The 18,856-nt window shown below is 48.9% G+C and carries 14 protein-coding genes; 9 read left to right on the plus strand and 5 right to left on the minus strand.

The window, feature by feature from the left end; all coding sequences use genetic code 11:
- The first annotated feature begins 2 nt into the window (after positions 1–2).
- A complete protein-coding gene (locus tag OCV68_RS05970) occupies positions 3–713 on the plus strand; it encodes a DUF3592 domain-containing protein (RefSeq protein WP_262571435.1) in 711 nt (236 codons plus the stop codon).
- A gap of 234 nt (positions 714–947) precedes the next feature.
- On the opposite strand, the gene OCV68_RS05975 is transcribed toward OCV68_RS05970, so the two are convergent.
- The 4 genes from OCV68_RS05975 to OCV68_RS05990 form a co-directional block, all read right to left on the minus strand.
- Positions 948–2,585, minus strand: a complete 1,638-nt coding sequence (locus tag OCV68_RS05975; protein ID WP_262571437.1) for a cellulase family glycosylhydrolase — start codon at positions 2,583–2,585, stop codon at positions 948–950.
- Between the two features lie 50 nt (positions 2,586–2,635).
- Entirely contained in the window at positions 2,636–2,965 is a 330-nt protein-coding gene (locus OCV68_RS05980) for a DUF4234 domain-containing protein (RefSeq protein ID WP_022473796.1), read from the minus strand.
- A gap of 445 nt (positions 2,966–3,410) precedes the next feature.
- A complete protein-coding gene (gene yicI, locus OCV68_RS05985; protein WP_262571438.1) occupies positions 3,411–5,762 on the minus strand; it encodes an alpha-xylosidase in 2,352 nt (783 codons plus the stop codon).
- A gap of 192 nt (positions 5,763–5,954) precedes the next feature.
- The gene (locus OCV68_RS05990) at positions 5,955–6,584 is read right to left on the minus strand and encodes a hypothetical protein (protein WP_262571439.1); all 630 of its coding nucleotides are present in this window, start codon (positions 6,582–6,584) and stop codon (positions 5,955–5,957) included.
- 1,160 nt (positions 6,585–7,744) lie between these two features.
- Between OCV68_RS05990 and OCV68_RS05995 the strand changes: the two genes are divergently transcribed.
- From OCV68_RS05995 to OCV68_RS06030, 8 genes are all read left to right on the plus strand, one after another.
- Entirely contained in the window at positions 7,745–8,860 is a 1,116-nt protein-coding gene (locus OCV68_RS05995) for a class II glutamine amidotransferase (RefSeq protein ID WP_262571441.1), read from the plus strand.
- Positions 8,851–10,356: a glutamate synthase-related protein gene (locus OCV68_RS06000; protein WP_022473914.1), complete on the plus strand. Its 1,506-nt coding sequence runs from the start codon at positions 8,851–8,853 to the stop codon at positions 10,354–10,356. Before OCV68_RS05995 ends, OCV68_RS06000 begins: the two co-directional genes overlap by 10 nt.
- A gap of 35 nt (positions 10,357–10,391) precedes the next feature.
- A complete protein-coding gene (locus tag OCV68_RS06005) occupies positions 10,392–10,844 on the plus strand; it encodes a 4Fe-4S dicluster domain-containing protein (RefSeq protein WP_022473913.1) in 453 nt (150 codons plus the stop codon).
- Entirely contained in the window at positions 10,844–12,088 is a 1,245-nt protein-coding gene (locus tag OCV68_RS06010; protein WP_262571691.1) for an NAD(P)/FAD-dependent oxidoreductase, read from the plus strand. The genes OCV68_RS06005 and OCV68_RS06010 overlap by 1 nt, the downstream gene beginning before the upstream one ends.
- Positions 12,081–12,803 carry a GltB/FmdC/FwdC-like GXGXG domain-containing protein gene (locus tag OCV68_RS06015; RefSeq protein WP_022473911.1) on the plus strand — a complete coding sequence of 241 codons (723 nt, stop codon included), beginning with the start codon at positions 12,081–12,083 and terminating at the stop codon, positions 12,801–12,803. Before OCV68_RS06010 ends, OCV68_RS06015 begins: the two co-directional genes overlap by 8 nt.
- 120 nt (positions 12,804–12,923) lie before the next feature.
- On the plus strand, positions 12,924–13,499 hold the full coding sequence (locus OCV68_RS06020; RefSeq protein ID WP_262571445.1) for an ANTAR domain-containing response regulator: 576 nt from the start codon (positions 12,924–12,926) through the stop codon (positions 13,497–13,499).
- A gap of 17 nt (positions 13,500–13,516) precedes the next feature.
- Positions 13,517–14,353 carry a diaminopimelate epimerase gene (dapF, locus tag OCV68_RS06025; RefSeq protein WP_262571447.1) on the plus strand — a complete coding sequence of 279 codons (837 nt, stop codon included), beginning with the start codon at positions 13,517–13,519 and terminating at the stop codon, positions 14,351–14,353.
- An 18-nt stretch (positions 14,354–14,371) separates the two neighbouring features.
- Positions 14,372–15,574 (plus strand): LL-diaminopimelate aminotransferase, encoded by a 1,203-nt coding sequence (locus OCV68_RS06030; RefSeq protein ID WP_147622002.1) that lies wholly within the window; start codon positions 14,372–14,374, stop codon positions 15,572–15,574.
- A 164-nt stretch (positions 15,575–15,738) separates the two neighbouring features.
- Here the strand turns inward: OCV68_RS06030 and OCV68_RS06035 are convergent, their stop codons facing one another.
- Positions 15,739–18,828, minus strand: a complete 3,090-nt coding sequence (locus tag OCV68_RS06035; RefSeq protein ID WP_262571449.1) for a cellulase family glycosylhydrolase — start codon at positions 18,826–18,828, stop codon at positions 15,739–15,741.
- Positions 18,829–18,856: the final 28 nt, after the last annotated feature.

The following is an 18,856-nucleotide window of genomic DNA, read 5'->3' on the forward strand; positions in this document are numbered from 1 at the left end:
TTATGGAACCAAATAAGCACAGCATCGGAAGTATCATCGCAGGCATTTTGTTCTTAATAGTATTCATCGGCGGAATGATAGGGATATACATCGGAACAACAGATGATATCCGCATATCTATCATTTCGCTGGGAGCCATACTGCTGGCAGTGGGCATTGCAGCAATATCAAGCGCTGTAAAGCAAAAAGGCTCAAAAAAGGTGCTGCCCGTCACAATATCACTGGTTTTCGTACTTATCGGAGCGGGGCTTATCACGCTCCCTCTGCTCAATATGCTCACGGGCTTTGAGATAGGCGGAGAGATAATAATATACGCTTCGCTGGGGCTTTTCGTGGTGATAGGGCTGCTGCTCATCGTCATTCCCATTGCAAAAATGGTGTATATGAAAAGGGTATGCACCTGTGTTGTTGAGGCGAAATGCGTTGGGCTGGAGAAAAGTCCTTTCCGTGACAACTACGGCAGATGTCGCTCATATTATCCCGTGTGGGAATACACCTTTGACGGTGTTTCGTATCATGAGCAGGAAAGCATGGCACGCAACTTTGGGCTTCCCTCGGAGGGGGATTACTGTGAGCTTCACGTCAATCCCGATGTGCCGACGGAATTTTACCAGGAGGCATCGCCCGTAAATCTGTTTTTTCTGATACTCGGTGCCTGCTTTGCAGCTCTCGGCATTCTGGCGATAGTTCTTACAACAAGTCAGATGGAATAATGTAACAAAAACTTCCGTATCGTTTGATGCGGAAGTTTTTTGTTGGAATATAAAGTGATGAAGAGGTTGGGCGGATAGGGCGTCAAGCGTATAAGAAAAACCTTGCTCTTATTTGTGCTGACTTTCTTATATGCCCGAAATACCCCTAAATACAGAAAAGAGCTTCCGTATCGTGTGATGCGGAAGCTCTTTTAGGCTATTTATAGGCTATTTATAGCTTATAAATAGCTATCGTTACTTAGCCGATCTTATCAGCGTATCAGCCAGATCCTTGAATGTCCATTCTCCTGTTTTTCTGTTGTAAATTCCAAAGCACTCGCCGCCCTCAGAATCACCGCTGTTGTTATCCCACCATACGCAGGGAATACCATACTTGGCTGCGCCCTTGATATAATATTCAGCCCACAGGCATCTGTCTGCCTCATCGCCCTTGTTGGTTGCGCCGAACTCGCCGATCACTACCTGAATACCCTTGCTGATGAACAGGCTGTTCAGGTCGGAGAAGAACTTATCCAGTTCCTTCTTGTCGCTGTCGGAGAACTTCTTGCTGTAGCCGCTGTTCATTGCGTAGTTGTAGGGAGAATATGCGTGAACTGATACGATTATCCTTTCATCATCGGGAAGCTTCATCGCTCTGAGTGCTCCCATATTGGAGGTGGCTGCATATGCGGGTACCATGATATATCTGTACTCGTTGTTTCCGCCTGTTGCACGGATAGCGGAAACTATTGCGCTGTTAAGGTTGTTGACGACTTCTCTTTCAGCTCCTGTGCCGCCTGTCCATTCCTTGGCGCTGCCCTCGGTACGGGGTTCGTTCAGTGTTTCAAAGATAAGGTGCTCGTTATACTTCTTGAACTCGTTTGCAATCTGTGTCCAGAGCTTTGTCATCTTCTTTTCGGAAGCTTTATAGGTCTTGTCGCTCTTTGCGCAGCCGCCGATGTCGTAATACTCGTTGTCGTGGTGAGAGTTGAGGATAACGTACATATCGTTCTTATATGCGTAGTCAACGACTTCCTTGACACGCTTCATCCACTGCTCGTCAACGTTGCCGTCCTTATCGGTGTGCCTGCCCCATGAAACGGGGATTCTTATGGTGTTGAATCCCTGAGCCTTGATATCGTCTATCATAGCCTTTGTGGTCTTGGGGTTGCCCCATGCGGTCTCGGAGCTCATTCCGCTGCCGAGAGCGTCAAGGGAGTTGCCCAGGTTCCAGCCTATCTTCATGTTGGAGGTAAGCTCCTTGGCGGTGACGTTCTTATCAAAGCTGCCTGTGGTCTTGCCCGAGGGCTTATTGCCTGCTGTGACCTTGACTGTAACAGTCGCTTTCTTTCCTGAGCCGTCGGCTGCCTTTACAGTGATTGTGGTGCTGCCGCTCTTAATGCCCTTGATAACGCCATCCTTGCTGACCGTTGCCACCTTTTTATCTGAGGAGGAACATGTCAGCGACTTGTTTGATGCGTTTGAGGGGGACACCTTTGCGCTTATCTTATAGGTGCTTCCCGCCTTGACGGAGATGCTCTTCTCGCTGACGGTGACACCTGTAACGGGAGTGCCCACAGTTACCTTTACCTTTGCGGAAGCGTCGGTGTTCTTGATAGCTACGGTAACATCTGCCGAGCCTTTCTTCACGCCTGTTATCTTGCCCTCGTCGGTGACGGAGACAATGCTTTTATCGGAGCTTGTCCACACCAGAGTATATTTTGACACGCCCGATACTTTGGCTTTAAGTGATACTGTTTTGCCCTTTGATATGGTAATGGTGCTGTAAGGGAGCATTACCGATGGGTCTGCCGCAGAGACTGTCATAACAGAGCCGCACATAAGGCTCATTATCATCGCCAGTCCCAGCAGAAGGGATAATAGCTTTTTCATATTTATTTCCTTTCAAAAAAAGCGTCCCACATTTGTGAGACGCAAGTTTATCATGCTATTTTGTTTATTTCGTTCTGCATCAGGCAATAGGGAATGATACCCAGACCAAAAATAGCAAGAATGATATAAACCATACCTGTGCTTCCGTTGGTATTGCCGTTTATCTCATCAACCTTTTTACCCTGCATATAGAACCAGTAAAATCCGTAGATTCCAAAGGTAATAATGGTATAGACCAGAGCCGTTCCGCCGCCTGCTGTCTTTGTCTGTGCGTTGTAATTAAGCTCATCGGTCAGCTTTACGAACCAGTACAGCCCGTAAATGCCGCAGGTAAGGAGAGAAAAAATGATACAAAGCGCAATATTTCTGTTTGTTGCCATATAGATACCCCCATAATATTTCTGCAAATAAATCAATTTTTCGATTTATTTGTTAATTGATTATACCATATAAGAAGATATTCGTCAATAGCAAAAACAAAATCAGCTAATATTTTAATACGTTATACTAAGAACCTGTCTTCATAAGAAATGTGTGCGGATTTTCGAGCATAATTTTGTTGCAGAGCAGGCAAAAATCCGCAGGCGGGCTTTCGCCCGGCAAGGATTTTTAACGCAGTCTGCGGCAAAATTTGCCGAAAAGACGTGCGCATATGCTTGTGAAGACGGGTTCTAAGCACCAATTAAAAACTATACAAAAAATCGAGCATAATCTTGCGTATATGGATTATGCGATGATTTTTTGTCTATAGTTTTATTGGTGATTAGTATTAAATGCAGGTGCCCTGCGTCATTGGAGCACCTGCATTATTTTAAAGATATGTTATCAGAGCTTGATAATTACCTTGCCGCCTGCTGTGGGATTTACCTTAACAGCCTCGCCGCCTGCAACCTTTACAGAGAAGCTCTTGTCGGTACCTGTGTAGGAAACCTCGACCATATCGCCGTGACGTACTGCGGTAATGGTGAATACCTTGTTAGCCTCGGCGTCATATACGTTTGCGGAAATTTCCCTGCTCTCCTCGGGAGCGTAGATAACGAACTCGGTGCCCTCGAGATAATCGTACTCGAAGTCTCTCTTGAAGCTGCCGTAGCCGATGATGGAGTTGGGCTTTGCAAGGCAGGGCAGACCAAAGTAATCGTATGTCTGGGTGTAGAACTTGCCGCCCTCATATACCTGACCGCTGATGATATCGGTCCATGTTCCCTCGGGAACGTAGAACTCGGCAACGCCCTGATCGTTCAGGATAGGTGCAACGAGAATATTGTCGCCGAACATATACTGCTTGTCAAGTGTGCGGCAAGCGGGATCCTCAGCGTAGTCGATGACCATTGCTCTCATCATGGGGATACCTGTCTCGTGGGTCTTGATAGCCTGTGCCCAGATGTAAGGCATCAGCTTGCCCTTGAGCTTGGTGAAGAAGCGGAGAACATCTGTGCACTCGGTGGAGCCGTCCTTATCGAAGAGCCAGGGCACTCTGTAGGAAGAGTTGCCGTGAAGTCTGGAATGTGTGGAGAAGAGGCCGAATGCTGCCCATCTCTTGTAGATGTCAGCTGTTGCGGTAGCCTCAAAGCCGGACATATCGTGGCTGAAGAAGCCGAAGCCGGACATACAGAGGGAAAGTCCGCCTCTGATGGTCTCTGCCATGGAGGTGTACTCTGCGGAGCAGTCGCCGCCCCAGTGTACGGGGAACTTCTGACCGCCTACTGTTGCGGAACGTGCAAACAGGCAAGCCTTGTTTTCGCCGTAGTATTCCTTGAGAACGTTGAATACGGTCTTATTGTAAAGGTATGTATAGTAGTTGTGCATTGCGATGGGGTCGGAACCGTCGTAATACTTTACATTGGTGGGTATTCTCTCGCCGAAGTCGGTCTTGAAGCAGTTTACGCCCATCTCGCAGAGAACACGGAGCTTGGAAGCATACCACTCGCAGGCTGCGGGATTTGTAAAGTCAACGATAGCCATACCGGGCTGCCACAGATCTCCCTGGAATACGCTGCCGTCGGGATTCTTGATGAAGTAGCCGTTCTTTGCGCCCTCTTCAAAGAGCTGGGAACGCTGTGCGATGTAGGGGTTGATCCATACGCAGATCTCAAGGCCCTTGTCCTTTTTAAGTCTGGAGAGCATTGCTTCAGGCTCGGGGAACTGTCTCTTGTCCCACTCAAAGTCGCACCACTGGAATTCCTTCATCCAGAAGCAGTCGAAGTGGAATACCTGGAGAGGAATGTCACGCTCTGCCATGCCGTCGATAAAGGAAGTAACGGTCTCCTCATCGTACTTGGTGGTAAAGGAGGTGGTGAGCCAGAGACCAAAGGTGTATGCAGGAGGAAGTGCGGGCTTGCCTGTCAGTGTGGTGTAGTTTGAAAGCACCTCGCCAATGTTTGCGCCGCCGATAACGAAGTATTCAAGCTTCTCGCCGGGAACGGTGAAGGATACCTTGGAAACGGTGTCGGAGCATACCTCAAAGGAAACCTTATCGGAGGAATTTACAAGCACGCCGTAGCCTGTGGAGGAAACATAGAAAGGAATGCACTTGTAGGACTGATCGGAGCATGTGCCGCCGTCGGAGTTCCATGTTTCAACGTTCTGACCGTTCTTTACAAAAGGAGTGAACTTCTCGCCGAAGCCGTAGAAATATTCGCCTACGTTCATGGAAAGCTGCTCACGGATATATGTGCTTCTTGCGTCTTGAGGATAGCTCCAGAAGGTGTCGTCCTGCATGGAGTTGAGACGTGCGGAGGTCTTGAACTTGCTCTCGTTGATGATGGAAGCTGAACGCCATGCGCCGCCTGTCAGTCTCTTATCCTTATAGTAGTACTGAACGTTCCAGTTGAACTTGCCGATAACAAGCTTTGTATCGCCTGAAACCAGCTCCCAGCAGTCGCCCTTTTCGGTGATCTCGGGAGTATAACCCTGATCTTCCTCAAGCTCGAACCTGGGCTGATTGTCAAGAGTGCCCTTGTAGTGCTCGATGGATACCTTGATAACGTCCTTCTGTGTGGAAGTAAAGGTGATGTCCAGGCAGGGACCGCCAAGGGTCATACCTCTGTTCTGAATGTACTGGGAAGTTGCGTAAACGTTGAGGCCATTCTTAACGGGAGTGATCTCGTAAGCCTGCGAAGCATAGTTTACCTCGTAGCCTCTCTGATTGAGCCAGAAACCGTCTGCGAATTTCATGTGCATTTCCTCCTTGAAAAATTATATGTTCATATTATTTTTTATCACTCTAACATTGACAAGGATATCAAAATCCTTGTTTTGTGTTAACGATTACATTGTATAACATCAACAAGGCTTTGTCAAGAGCTTTTGTGAAATTTACATTTTATTAACATAGAAAAATTCCCCTTGTGATGTGCCTGATACGGTTCATTCCAGCGTGATGTCCTCCGCAGGATATACCGCCGTCATTCCGCAGAAAGTGACAGTCACCTTAAAGCTGTAGTCCGTGCTGCATTCAATGTGCGTGCGGTTGATGACCACCTTGTCTTCATCGGAGACAAGCTCGGAGAGTACATTCGGGTCAAGAGAGCTGTCTTCTGCGCTGTAGCCCTCGAAGCCTGTGGAGAAATCATAACCCATGACCTCCTGCTTGGTGATGTAGGTGGCAGCGGCAGTATAATAGTTCTTTGCCGATTGGGTGAAGTGTACAAGAAGCTCGTTCTTTGCATCATCAAAGGACGGGTCGGAGCTTTCCTCGGGGTTGTCCTCCATAAGCTTCACAGCCTTTCCGTATTCGTAAAGGTATATGCAGTTGTTCACCCTGTCAAGCAGGGGAGCGGAGTCGTCCTCTTCAATTACAACAGGCTCGGTGGGAGGGAGAACTATCCTGGCGCTTGTTTCGGGGGTATCAACCTCCATGCCGCCCTCGGAAACGCCGACAGTGATAATGTCCGTCTGATCGGGATCAGCTGCGGGTGTGGAACCGCAGGACGAGAGAACGGCCGATAAACCGAGAACAGCCGCACACATAGCAGTGCGCTTAGAAATATGCTTCATTATAATATGTCCTTTCTTCGATTTTGACCAATAATATGTTTTATTCATTATACCATAATAATGGGCATTTTTCAATAGTCTGACGATACAAAAAGCACAAAGGCAAATAGACAGAAGTAACAGACATAAATAACGGACGAAAATAACAGATGGAGAAGCAAAACAAACAAGTCAACGCTATCAAACACAAAGGTAAAAAGTTTAGTCCGGCTTTTCAAAGGTGGCGGGAATCCGGAGGGCGGAGCCATCCGGTCGCTGCTCGCAAGCAGCGAAATTTCTTTGCTGACGGTCAATGCAATCAAAGATAAAGCCGACAGACTAAAAGATCCTAAAAGCCGCCTGCACCGAAAATTCAAAGTCTTGCAAATGAATTTATTTTCTCAAATCATCTTAAAACTATTCAATGCAGGCGGCTTGAAACCAAGAGACATTCCGTCAGGAACAGCGATTTGGGTTTCCGCCGTTAGGCGCAGGTACGGACATACCTACAATTCAATTTTATTCGTCCGTACCGAATGCAAAGGGGACACCTAAGTGAGAGATTGTGTCGGAACGACACAGAGGAAACCAAAACCCAACAAAAGCGGGCATTCCCTTGTGCCGCTGTCGGCACATATTCTCCCCTACGGTTTCTCCATGCCTTGTAAAAGGCAAGCACTCATCTCTTCCCTACCCCCTCACCCCAACTAATACTAAGCACCAATTAAAAACTATACAAAAAATTGAGCATAATCTTGCGTATATGGATTATGCGATGATTTTTTGTCTATAGTTTTATTGGTGATTAGTATAAGCCCGCTTTTGCAGTTTGGCTTTAACTTTTTGTTTGGCTCCTGTATCGAATATTGTTTCGTGCCTTTCTGCATTTTGCAACTCGCATTGTTTTGACTTTCATTTTGCAAAATCACTCTCCGAGCGCTTCCCCGCTGCCCTATACGTCCGCACACCGACACGCAATGTTAACATTTAAGCAAAATTACGCAAGAAAATATTTTGACGCGTCATATTGCAACGCATTTTCGGCATCTGTTTTGTGTAAAACTGTCATATTTGCAAGTTTATAGAAAAAATCTTGCAAAAACCTATTGACAAATCAGATAGCCTGTGCTAAAATAATATCACTAAAACAGCAATGCAGTTATTTTTAGGAGAGTGAGTATATGCTTTTAAAAGAAGGCGAAATCAGGATCCCTGCCGGATGTGCCATTTCCGGCTTCATCAGCCGTGACGGCAACCGCATGAACGGCGGAGATATCGTAAAATCCATTTCCTATATGCACGACCGTTCAAACGGTCTGGGCGGCGGTTTTGCAGGATACGGAATCTATCCCGAGTACAAGGATTACTACGCATTCCACGTATTCTACAACTCCAACGAGGCAAGAGAACAGACTGAGCGCTTCCTTGACCGTCATTTTGACGTCATCAACCTCAGCCGTATCCCCACTAAGAAGACCCCCGCAATCACCAACGAGCCTCTTATCTGGAGATACTTCGTTAACCCTCTGCCCACTAAAATAGCTTCCTCCCAGCTGGACGAAAAAGAGTTCGTTGCAAAGTGCGTTATCAGAATAAACAATGATATCGACGGCGCTTACGTTTTCTCCAGCGGCAAGAACATGGGCGTTTTCAAGGCTGTTGGCTTCCCCGAGGACGTTGGAGAGTTTTACCGTCTCGATGAATACGAGGGCTACGCATGGACCTGCCACGGCCGTTATCCCACAAACACCCCGGGCTGGTGGGGCGGCGCTCATCCCTTTGCGCTCCTTGACTATACTATAGTACATAACGGTGAGATCTCCTCCTACGACGCTAACCGCCGTTTCATCGAAATGTTCGGCTACAAATGTACCCTCCTTACCGATACGGAGGTCATCACATACATCTTCGACTGGCTCAACAGAAAACAGCAGCTTTCTCTCGAGGATATCGCTTCCATCATCGCAGCTCCCTTCTGGAGCGAGATAGACGAGATCGAGAAGAAGGATCCCGAAAAGGCTGCAAAGCTCAAGTATTTCAGAAACGCATTCTCCAGCCTGCTCATCACAGGCCCCTTCTCCATCATTCTCGGCTACACAGGCGGAATAATGGCGCTCAACGACCGTCTGAAGCTCCGCTCCATGGTAGTTGCCGAAAAGAAGGATATGGTCTATATCGCCAGCGAGGAGTGTGCTATCAGAGCTATCTGTCCCGATGTTGAAAAGGTATGGTCTCCAAGAGGCGGCGAGCCTGTAATTGTAGAACTTAACGAGGAGGGTAAAAGGAAATGCCTGTAAATTTCTTTCCTGCTGAATTTGAAGTGATCCGTAATACGGATAAATGTATAAAGTGCCGTGCCTGTGAGCGTCAGTGCTCCAATGAGGTGCATTTCTATGACCCCGATTTTGACAAGATGCTTACCCACGACAATCAGTGCGTTGACTGCCAGAGATGCGTATGTATCTGTCCCACAGGCGCTATTAAGATAGTACCCAACGAAAACGCTTTCAGAAAGAGCGCAAACTACACCCAGCAGCTGATGATAGAAAACTACCGTCAGGCAGGAACGGGAGCTGTTCTCCTTTCCTCCATGGGCAACCCTCAGGATTATCCCGTTTACTGGGATAAGATACTTATCAACGCTTCTCAGGTAACAAACCCTTCCATCGACCCTCTGAGAGAGCCTATGGAAACAAAGGTGTTCCTCGGCAAGAAGCCTGCGGCTATCAAGAAGAACCCCGACGGCACCGTTGATACAAGAATGACACCTTATCTGGAGCTTAACACTCCTATAATGTTCTCCGCAATGTCCTACGGTTCCATTTCCAAGAACGCTCACGAGTCGCTTGCCCGTGCGGCTACAGAGCTTGGAACCTACTACAACACAGGTGAGGGCGGACTTCACAAGGACTTTTATCAGTACGGCCCCCACACCATCGTGCAGGTAGCTTCGGGACGTTTCGGCGTATTCAAGGATTACCTTGACACAGGTGCGGCTATTGAGATCAAAATGGGTCAGGGCGCAAAGCCCGGTATCGGCGGTCATCTTCCCGGCGCTAAGATCAGAGAAGATGTTTCCAGAACACGTATGATACCCATGGGCACAGACGCTATCTCCCCTGCTCCCCACCACGACATCTACTCCATCGAGGACCTCCGCCAGCTCATATTCTCGCTGAAAGAGGCAACGGAATATACAAAGCCCGTTATCGTAAAGATCGCAGCAGTTCATAACGTTGCGGCTATCGCTTCGGGTATCGCACGTTCGGGTGCGGATATCATCGCAATAGACGGTTTCAGAGGCGGTACAGGTGCGGCTCCCACAAGAATACGTGATAATGTGGGTATCCCCATTGAGCTTGCTCTCGCAGCCGTTGACCAGAGACTTCGTGACGAGGGTATCAGAAATGAAGTTTCCATCGTTGCGGCAGGTTCTATCAGAAGCTCCGCAGACGCAGTAAAGGCTATCGCTCTCGGTGCCGACGCTATCTACATCGGAACTCCCGCACTCCTTGCAATGGGCTGCCACCTTTGCAGAAGCTGCCACGGCGGCAAGTGCAACTGGGGTATCGCTACACAGCGCCCCGACCTGGTAAAGCGTCTTAACCCCGAAGTAGGCTACAAGCGCCTTGTAAATCTCGTTCACGCATGGGATCACGAAATAAAGGAAATGATGGGCGGTATGGGTATCAACTCCATTGAGTCTCTCAGAGGCAACCGTCTTATGCTCAGAGGTATCGGTCTTTCTCAGAAGGAGCTTGATATTCTGGGAATACAGCACGCAGGCGAATGATCTCATACTATTATAATCGGAGGTAGTAAAAGCCCATGAAAAGAGTTTATGTAAACGAGGACTGGTGTCTCGGCTGTCATCTCTGCGAATTTTACTGCGCATTCGCCAACAGCGGCGAAAAGGATATGTCCAAGGCATTCAAGCTCGGTAAAGATGCCGCTCCCAGAATCAGAGTAGAGGAGGGCGACGGAATAAATTTCGCCGTTCAGTGCCGCCACTGTCAGGATCCCGCCTGTGTAAAGGGCTGCATTGCAGGCGCTCTCACCAAGAACGAAAACGGAGTTATTGAAATAAATACGGATAAGTGCGTAGGCTGCTACACCTGCGTTCTCTCCTGCCCCTACGGCTGTATCGTTATCGACCCTAAAAATCAGGGAAGAACAGTTACCAAGTGCGAGCTTTGCACAAGAAACAGCGCAGGCGAGCCAGCCTGTGCGGCTAACTGTCCCAACAGGGCTATCGTCTTTGAGGAAAGGGGAGAAGAATGATGAAATACGTTATTATCGGAAATTCCGCAGCGGGCATCGGTGCGGTACAGGGAATAAGAGAAGTCGATAAGGACGGCCAGATCGTTCTTATCTCCGATGAAAAGTATCATACCTACTCACGCCCCCTTATCTCTTATCTGCTCAAGGGAAGAGTTACGGAGGAGAGCATGATATACCGTCCCCTTGATTTCTACGAGAAGAACAATGTGGATACTCTCCTTGGCACAAAGGTCGTTTCCGTTGACTCCGCAGCAAAGAATATCACCCTTGAAAACGGAAACAAGGTGGATTACGACAAGCTGCTCATTGCTACAGGCTCCAAGCCCTTCGTTCCTCCCATGGACGGACTTGACAACGTTAAGGACAAGTTCTCGTTTATGAAGCTGGACGACGTTAAGGCTATCGAGGGCGTTGTAAAGCAGGGTTCAAAGGTGCTTATCGTGGGCGCAGGTCTTATCGGTCTGAAAGCTGCCGAGGCTCTTGAACATTACGGTGCGCAGATGACTGTTATCGACCTTGCAGACAGGATCCTTCCCTCAATTCTCGACAACGAGGCTTCCGATATCATGAAGGCTCACATCGAGTCCAAGGGTGTAAGATTTATCCTCGGCACCAGTGCAAAGCACTTTGAGGCTCATTCCGCCGAGCTTACCAACGGCGAGACCGTTGACTTCGACTTTGTTATCCTTGCAGTAGGTGTTCGTCCCAACACCGAGCTTGCCGAAATGGCAGGCGGCAGCGTAAACAGAGGAATCGAAACAGATACCCGTCAGGCTGTAAAGGGCGTTACCGATATCTACGCCGCAGGCGACTGCACCAAGTCCTTCGATATCTCATCGGGCAGCGAAAAGATACTTGCTCTTCTCCCCAACGCTTTCATGCAGGGAAATATCGCAGGAAAGAACATGGCAGGAATGGAAAGCTACTATCTCAATGCTATCCCCATGAACGCTATCGGCTTCTTTGGTCTGCACATCATCACCGCAGGCTGCTACGACGGCGAGGCTTATGTGGAGCATGACGGCAACAATTACAAGAAGCTCGTTACCCGTGACAACGCTCTCAAGGGCTTTATCCTCATGGGCAACAAGATAGACAGAGCGGGAATTTACACTTCACTTATCAAGGAGCACATTCCTCTTGATGAAGTGGATTTTGAAGCCCTCAAGAGAAATCCCATGCTTATGGCATTCTCAAGGACGAGAAGAAATGAAAAGCTTGCAGGAGGTTTCGGAAATGACTAAGATTACTGCGGGAGATCTGCATTACAGACTTCTTAATCAGGAAATAAGGCTGTCCAAGGACAAGGACATTGTTATAGAAAACTGCCTGGGTCAGAGATTTATCGGAAGCGGCTGTATCGGCAAGAATATTGAGATACACGGCGTTCCCGGCAACGCTCTGGGCGCATACCTTACCCAGTCCAATATCACCGTTTACGGCAACGCTCAGGACGCAACGGGTGATACCATGAACGACGGAACCATTACCATTCACGGCAACTGCGGTGACGCTCCCGGCTACGGCATGAGAGACGGAATGATACTCATTCAGGGCAATGCAGGCTATCGTGCAGGCATTCATATGAAGCAGTATATGGAAAAAGTCCCTGTGCTGGTCATCGGCGGCAAGGTAGGCGACTTCCTTGCGGAATATCAGGCAGGCGGACGCATAGTAGTGCTGGGTCTGGGCTATGAGGATATCTGCCCCGTTGGCTCATTCTGCGGCACAGGAATGCACGGCGGAGCAATTTATATCCGCACAGATGTTGTTCCCCACGTTCCCGCTCAGGTAATGGTAACTGACGCTACCGACGCTGACAAGGAAGAGATAAGAGCCGATGTTGACAAATACACCGCAGCTTTCGGCGGCAATACCGACGATATCCTTTCAGCTCATTTCTTCAAGCTTATCCCCAACACCCAGAACCCCTACAAGCAGCTGTATGTAAACAACTGATTTGCTATTGCATATTTTCCCGTTTGGCTGTATAATGTATATAGTATGATGATGCGGAGATGTTGCCATTATGTACGTAAAGCCGACATCTCCGCAATAAAATGAAAGGAGCTGCCCTTTATGACTGCTAACAAAGCACTGATAGCCGCCGTATCCGACGATACAAAGGCAAGCCTTTCATCAATGGTACTTGAAGCAGGGCTTACCGATGTTTCCGTTACAAGCGGAAAAAATCTCCGTGACCTCTGCGCTGAGCATGATTATGACGTGGTCATCTCGGTGTTCCCCTTTGAGGGGGAGTTCGGCGCCGAGACTGCCGCTTATATAAGCAAGACATTCGATGTCTGTCAGGTGATATTCGTTCCCACCAAGGTATATGACGAGGTGTGCGCAAAGCTTTCGGGCACAGGGGCAGTGATACTTCCCAAGTCATCTCCCAGGGAGCTGGCTGTGAACTCCATACGCTGCGCCGCAGCTATGAAGAACAAAATGGACGACCTGCGTTCGGAAAACAAAATGCTCCGTGACATGGTAAATGAGATGAAGCTTGTGAACCGTGCAAAATGCGTTCTTATCGAGTATCTTAAAATATCCGAGAAGGAAGCTCACCGCCAGATACAGAAGCGTGCCATGGATCAGCGTGTAACCCTCACCGAGGTGGCAGCGGATATCCTAAAGACATATGAATACAGATAACGAAAGGACTTGCAGTTATGAAATTTACAAAAATGCAGGGCATCGGCAATGATTATGTTTACGTGAACTGCTTTGAGGAGACCGTGGCTGACCCCGAAAGAGTTTCCGAGATCATCAGCGACCGCCATTTCGGCATAGGTGCCGACGGACTTGTGCTTATAATGCCCTCCGACAAGGCGGATTTCAGAATGAGAATGTTCAATGCCGACGGCAGCGAGGGAAATATGTGCGGAAACGCCACACGCTGCATAGGCAAGTTTGTCTATGATAACCACCTTACCGATAAGACAAACATCACTCTCGAAACAAGAAGCGGAATAAAGAAGCTGACCCTTTATCCCGAAAACGGCAAGGTCAAGACCGTGCTGGTGGATATGGGCAAGGCTGTTCTGAAGCCTGCGGACATTCCTATGAATGTAAGCGGCGATACATTTATAAACAAGCCCATCACCGTTGACGGCAAAGAGGTGTTCATCACCGCCGTTTCCATGGGCAACCCCCACGCTGTCACCTATGTTGACGATGTTGACAGCCTGGAGCTTGAAAAAATAGGTCCTTCCTTTGAAAATCACCCCCTGTTCCCCGAAAGAGTGAACACCGAATTTATAAAGATACTTGATGAAAGCACCATGCAGATGAGAGTCTGGGAAAGAGGCTCGGGAGAGACATGGGCGTGCGGCACAGGTGCTTGTGCCGCAACGGCTGCATCGGTACTCAACGGATATTTCCCCCACGACAAGGAGATAACCGTTAAGCTCAGAGGCGGCGACCTTTTCATCACCTATAAGTCTGACGGCACTGTTCTTATGAGAGGCCCTGCGGAAACCGTATTCACAGGCGAGATAGATGTCTGAACGAAAGGAAAAATCACAATGGTAAAGATCAACGAACACTTCCTTACAATGAAGAAAAATTACCTTTTCATTGATATCGCAAAGAAAATAAAGGCATATTCCGCAGCCCACCCCGATAAGCCCCTTATCAGAATGGGCATCGGCGACGTTACCCTGCCCCTTGCTCCCGTTGTTGTTGAGGCTATCAAAAAGGGTGCTGACGAAATGGGCGTTAAGGAGACCTTCAAGGGTTATGAGGACAGCGGCACAGGCTATGACTTTTTAAAGCAGGCCATCGCCGATTATTATAAGAGCTTCGGCGTTTCACTGGAGCTTTCCGAAATTCGTGTAAACGACGGCGCAAAGGCAGACTGCGGCAATATCGTTGATATCTTCGGCGACGGAAACACCATTCTCGTTACCGACCCCGCATATCCCGTTTATGTTGACTCCAACACAATGTGCGGCAGAAATATAATCTATGCGGATTCCAACGAGGAGAACGGCTTTGCGGCAATGCCCGATGAGAATGTACATGCGGATATCATCTATCTCTGCTCACCGAATAATCCCACAGGCTCCGTTTATACAAAGGAGCAGCTTAAAATATGGGTGGACTACGCACTGAAAAATGAAGCAATAATCATCTTTGATTCCGCTTATGAGGCATTTATCTCCGACCCTGCGCTCCCCAGAAGCATCTTCTGCGTTGAGGGAGCAAAGAAGTGCGCTATCGAGATGTGCTCGCTCTCCAAAACAGCAGGATTTACAGGAACCAGATGCGGATATACCGTTATCCCCGAGGAGCTTATCGTAAAGGCTTCCGACGGCTCCGATGTAAGCATAGCACAGCTGTGGGGACGCAGACAGGGAAGCAAGTTCAACGGCGTTTCCTATCCCGTTCAGTGCGGCGCAGCAGCCGTGTTCACTCCCGAGGGTCAGAAGCAGACCCACGAGGCGATCAACTACTACAGAAGAAACGCAAAGCTCATGGCAGATACGCTCACCGAGCTTGGCATAAAGTTCACGGGAGGAATAAATTCTCCTTATATCTGGCTCAAGTGCCCCAACAATATGGGCAGCTGGGAGTTCTTTGATTATCTGCTTGAGAAAATTCAGGTGGTAGGCACACCAGGAGAGGGCTTTGGAAAGAACGGCGCAGGCTGGTTCAGGCTCACCGCATTCGGCACCTATGAGAATACGCAGGAAGCCATGAAGAGATTCAAAGAGCTGCTTAAATAAGACAACCCCTTATACCTTATTATACTCATTCTATTTTCCAAACAAGATCCGCACCGAAAACACGGTGCGGATCTTGTTTTGGATAAAATTTATGTGTGATAAGCCAATTAAAAAGTCCGCACCGAGCTTTCGGTGCGGACTTTTTGTTATTGATGTGATTTTATTTATGCAATATCAGGTAAGCCGATATCTATATCATCAATGCCGATATCAAAGATATCATCGGAAATAAAGCTTTCGGTGTCAGCATACATCACGTCTGCCTTGTTGGCAGTGGGGGTGGCATATACGATGTCGGAAGAAACGATGTTTGTCCATGCGCCGTTTACATAAGCCTTTACCGCAAAGCCGTACTTAACGCCGTTGGTAAGACCTGTTACATACATTCCGTTGGCGGTTCTGTAGCCTGCCAGCGACCATTTGCCATTAAGGTAGGTGTAAACCGCATAGTTTGTAGCTCCGTTAACGGAAGTCCAGTTCAGGGCAACTCTGCCGTCCTGACCCTGCGCCTTGGTGATAACGGGTTTTACCGATGCTCCGACAGGTGTTGCATAAACAATATCTGCGGAGGTTACGCCCGACCAGCTGCCGTTTACGTAAGCTTTTACCGCAAAGCCGTACTTAACGCCGTTGGTAAGTCCTGTTACATACATTCCGTTTGCTGTTCTGTAACCTGCTACTGACCACTTGCCGTTAAGATAGGTGTAAACTGCATAGTTTGTTGCACCGTTAACGGAAGTCCAGTTCAGGGCAACTCTGCCGTCCTGACCCTGCGCCTTGGTGATAACGGGCTTTGTTACCGCAGCCTCAGGTGTTGCATAAACAATATCTGCGGTGGTGATCGCCGACCACTTTCCGCTGACGTATGCCTTTACAGCAAAGCCGTATTTTGTGCCGTTTGTAAGTCCCGAAACGGTCATTGCAGTGGCAGTTGTTGTTCCGGCGTTGTGCCACTTGCCGCCTGTGATGTAATAAACTGCGTACTGTGAAGCTCCGCTGACGGTGCTCCAGCTGAGCGAAACTGAGCCGTCCTGAGCCTTTGCCGATGTTATTGCGGGCTTGGGTATCTCACAAGCCTTGGGTGTTGCATATACCTTATCGGAGGGGTCTGACCACTCGCCGTTAACATAAGCCTTTACTGCAAAGCCGTAGCTTGTGCCGCCTGTAAGGCTCTTAACAGTCATATTGCAGGCTGTGGTGGTTCCTTTAAGCTCCCACTTATTATTAAGATAGGTATAGACTGCATACTGGGAAGCGCCCTGAACTGCGCTCCATGTGAGAGCAACTTCCTCGGTGCCTGCATTTGCGCTTGTGATAACAGGTCTGGGAACAGCTGCCTTAACGGGAGTTGCATATACCATGTTGGAAATGCCCGACCAGCTGCCGTTTACATACGCCTTTACAACAAAGCCGTAGCTTGTGCCGCCTGTAAGGTTCTTGACGGTCATATTGCAGGCTGTGGTGGTTCCGTGGGAAGTCCACTTGTCGTTAAGATATGTAAATACCTCGTACTTGGTGGCTCCGCTGACAGCTGACCATGCAACAGTCGCCTGCTCGGTGCCTGCGGTAACGCTTGTGATAACGGGTCTTGTGGAGTCAAGCTTGGGAACGGTAACTATCCTGTAGGCTGTGCAGCCGCTTACGGAGCAGTATATCTGCTTTCTGCCCTTTGTGTAGGCGGTGGCTTCAAGGGTGACTGCCGACTTTCCGTTATAAACATGGGTGTGAGCAGTGCCGCCGGGAACATACACCTTTGTAACGGTAAGAGAAGAGCCTCTGTCGCCGATGTATGCCTTGCCAAGACCTGAGAAGGAGCCGCCGAATGCGCTTTTGAGACTTGATACTGACCATACCGCTGTGCCGTTGGATACGCTGTCGGGAGCTACCTGTATCCAGCCTCTGCTGCTGTCGGTAAAGCTCTGGAGGATAAATTCGATATCCCCATAAGATGAATATGAGCAGTATATCTTGTCGCTGCTTGAAAGGCTTGTTATTGCGCCGGGGTCAAAGGATACTGCCTGACCGTAATTTGAGCTTGTGCCTGTGCCCGAGAAAAGCACATTTTCTCCGCCTGTGGCAGTCTCATACTGAGGGTCGCCGTTGTATGCGGCAACAAGCGCATCGGCAATGCCGCCGTAGGTGAAGCTTCTGCTTCCTCTGTTGAAGATTCCGAAGTTCTCGCTGCCTGTGCCGAAGCAGTTGTTGTCCCACCATACGCAGGGGATATCCTGTGCGGCGAACTGCCTTGCCAGCGAAGCATATATGCCTGCATACTTTTCTCTGTAGGCGGTGTTGCTCTTGTTTGTGGCGCCGAACTCGCCGATAACAACGGGAACGCCCTTGCTGATGAAGGTGTTGTACATACGTGTAAAGAAGCCGCTCAGCTCGGTAAGGTCGGAAGCCTGCCAGTCCTTGTGACCGTCGCCCGAGAACGCAAAGTCAAAGGGAAGATATGCGTGGATAGAAGCGGCGATCATGCTGTCACCCGATGTGTTCGACCATGCCTCAGCCTTGGCAGCATCGCCCGATGCGCAGTAGGTGGGGAGCATGATAAGGCGCTTGGCGTTGTTACCGCCTGTGGCTCTGATAGCTGCACGGGCAGCCTCATTGTTGGCATTTACGCACTTGTAGTAGCTTGCGTTGCCTGTCCAGTCCTCGCCGCAGCGTGGCTCGTTGTTTACCTCAAAAATGAGCTTGTCGCCATAGTTCTTGAAGCGTGTGCCGATCTGCTTCCAGATAGCAGCCAGCTCCTCGGATATCTTGTTCTGAGCCGATGTGCTTGATGAAACGGCGGCCTGGAGGTCGTTGTGGTGAACGTTAAGGATAACGTACATTCCGTTTGCAAGGCCATAGTTTACCACGGTCTCAACTCTGTCCATATACTCGGCGCTGATCATGTACTTGGATGAGTCGGAGTAGTGGTCGTCCCATCTTACGGGTACACGCAGGGTGGTAAAGCCCTTTGCGGCGATAGCGTCTATCATGGACTTGGTGGTCTTGGGATTGCCCCAGTTGGTCTCGCTGTCGGACGATTCAAGGGAATTTCCCAGATTCCAGCCTGCGCCCATGTCGGAAACTAACTGGAAAGCGGTAAGCCCTCTCATCTGAGTTGGATATGAGTACCCCGAAGCAAATTCCGACGTGTTCATTGCTGCCTCAACGGTGATATCCGAGCCGAATGCCGTTACCGAACCCAGTGATATCACAGCGGCAGAAAGGAGAGCCAGAAATCTTCCTTTTCCTGATCTTATCATGATCTTCGTTCCTTTCGGTGAAAATTAC

The organism is Huintestinicola butyrica, assembly GCF_025567215.1.
In the GTDB taxonomy this organism is placed as follows: Bacteria; Bacillota; Clostridia; order Oscillospirales; family Ruminococcaceae; genus Huintestinicola; species Huintestinicola butyrica.

Bases quoted from the DNA above. Each gene is read 5' to 3' on its own strand.
- OCV68_RS05970 (WP_262571435.1), top strand. From the start codon at position 3: ATGGAACCAAATAAGCACAGCATCGGAAGTATCATCGCAGGCATTTTG.
- OCV68_RS05975 (WP_262571437.1), bottom strand. From the start codon at position 2,585: ATGAAAAAGCTATTATCCCTTCTGCTGGGACTGGCGATGATAATGAGC.
- OCV68_RS05980 (WP_022473796.1), bottom strand. From the start codon at position 2,965: ATGGCAACAAACAGAAATATTGCGCTTTGTATCATTTTTTCTCTCCTT.
- yicI (WP_262571438.1), bottom strand. From the start codon at position 5,762: ATGAAATTCGCAGACGGTTTCTGGCTCAATCAGAGAGGCTACGAGGTA.
- OCV68_RS05990 (WP_262571439.1), bottom strand. From the start codon at position 6,584: ATGAAGCATATTTCTAAGCGCACTGCTATGTGTGCGGCTGTTCTCGGT.
- OCV68_RS05995 (WP_262571441.1), top strand. From the start codon at position 7,745: ATGCTTTTAAAAGAAGGCGAAATCAGGATCCCTGCCGGATGTGCCATT.
- OCV68_RS06000 (WP_022473914.1), top strand. From the start codon at position 8,851: ATGCCTGTAAATTTCTTTCCTGCTGAATTTGAAGTGATCCGTAATACG.
- OCV68_RS06005 (WP_022473913.1), top strand. From the start codon at position 10,392: ATGAAAAGAGTTTATGTAAACGAGGACTGGTGTCTCGGCTGTCATCTC.
- OCV68_RS06010 (WP_262571691.1), top strand. From the start codon at position 10,844: ATGAAATACGTTATTATCGGAAATTCCGCAGCGGGCATCGGTGCGGTA.
- OCV68_RS06015 (WP_022473911.1), top strand. From the start codon at position 12,081: ATGACTAAGATTACTGCGGGAGATCTGCATTACAGACTTCTTAATCAG.
- OCV68_RS06020 (WP_262571445.1), top strand. From the start codon at position 12,924: ATGACTGCTAACAAAGCACTGATAGCCGCCGTATCCGACGATACAAAG.
- dapF (WP_262571447.1), top strand. From the start codon at position 13,517: ATGAAATTTACAAAAATGCAGGGCATCGGCAATGATTATGTTTACGTG.
- OCV68_RS06030 (WP_147622002.1), top strand. From the start codon at position 14,372: ATGGTAAAGATCAACGAACACTTCCTTACAATGAAGAAAAATTACCTT.
- OCV68_RS06035 (WP_262571449.1), bottom strand. From the start codon at position 18,828: ATGATAAGATCAGGAAAAGGAAGATTTCTGGCTCTCCTTTCTGCCGCT.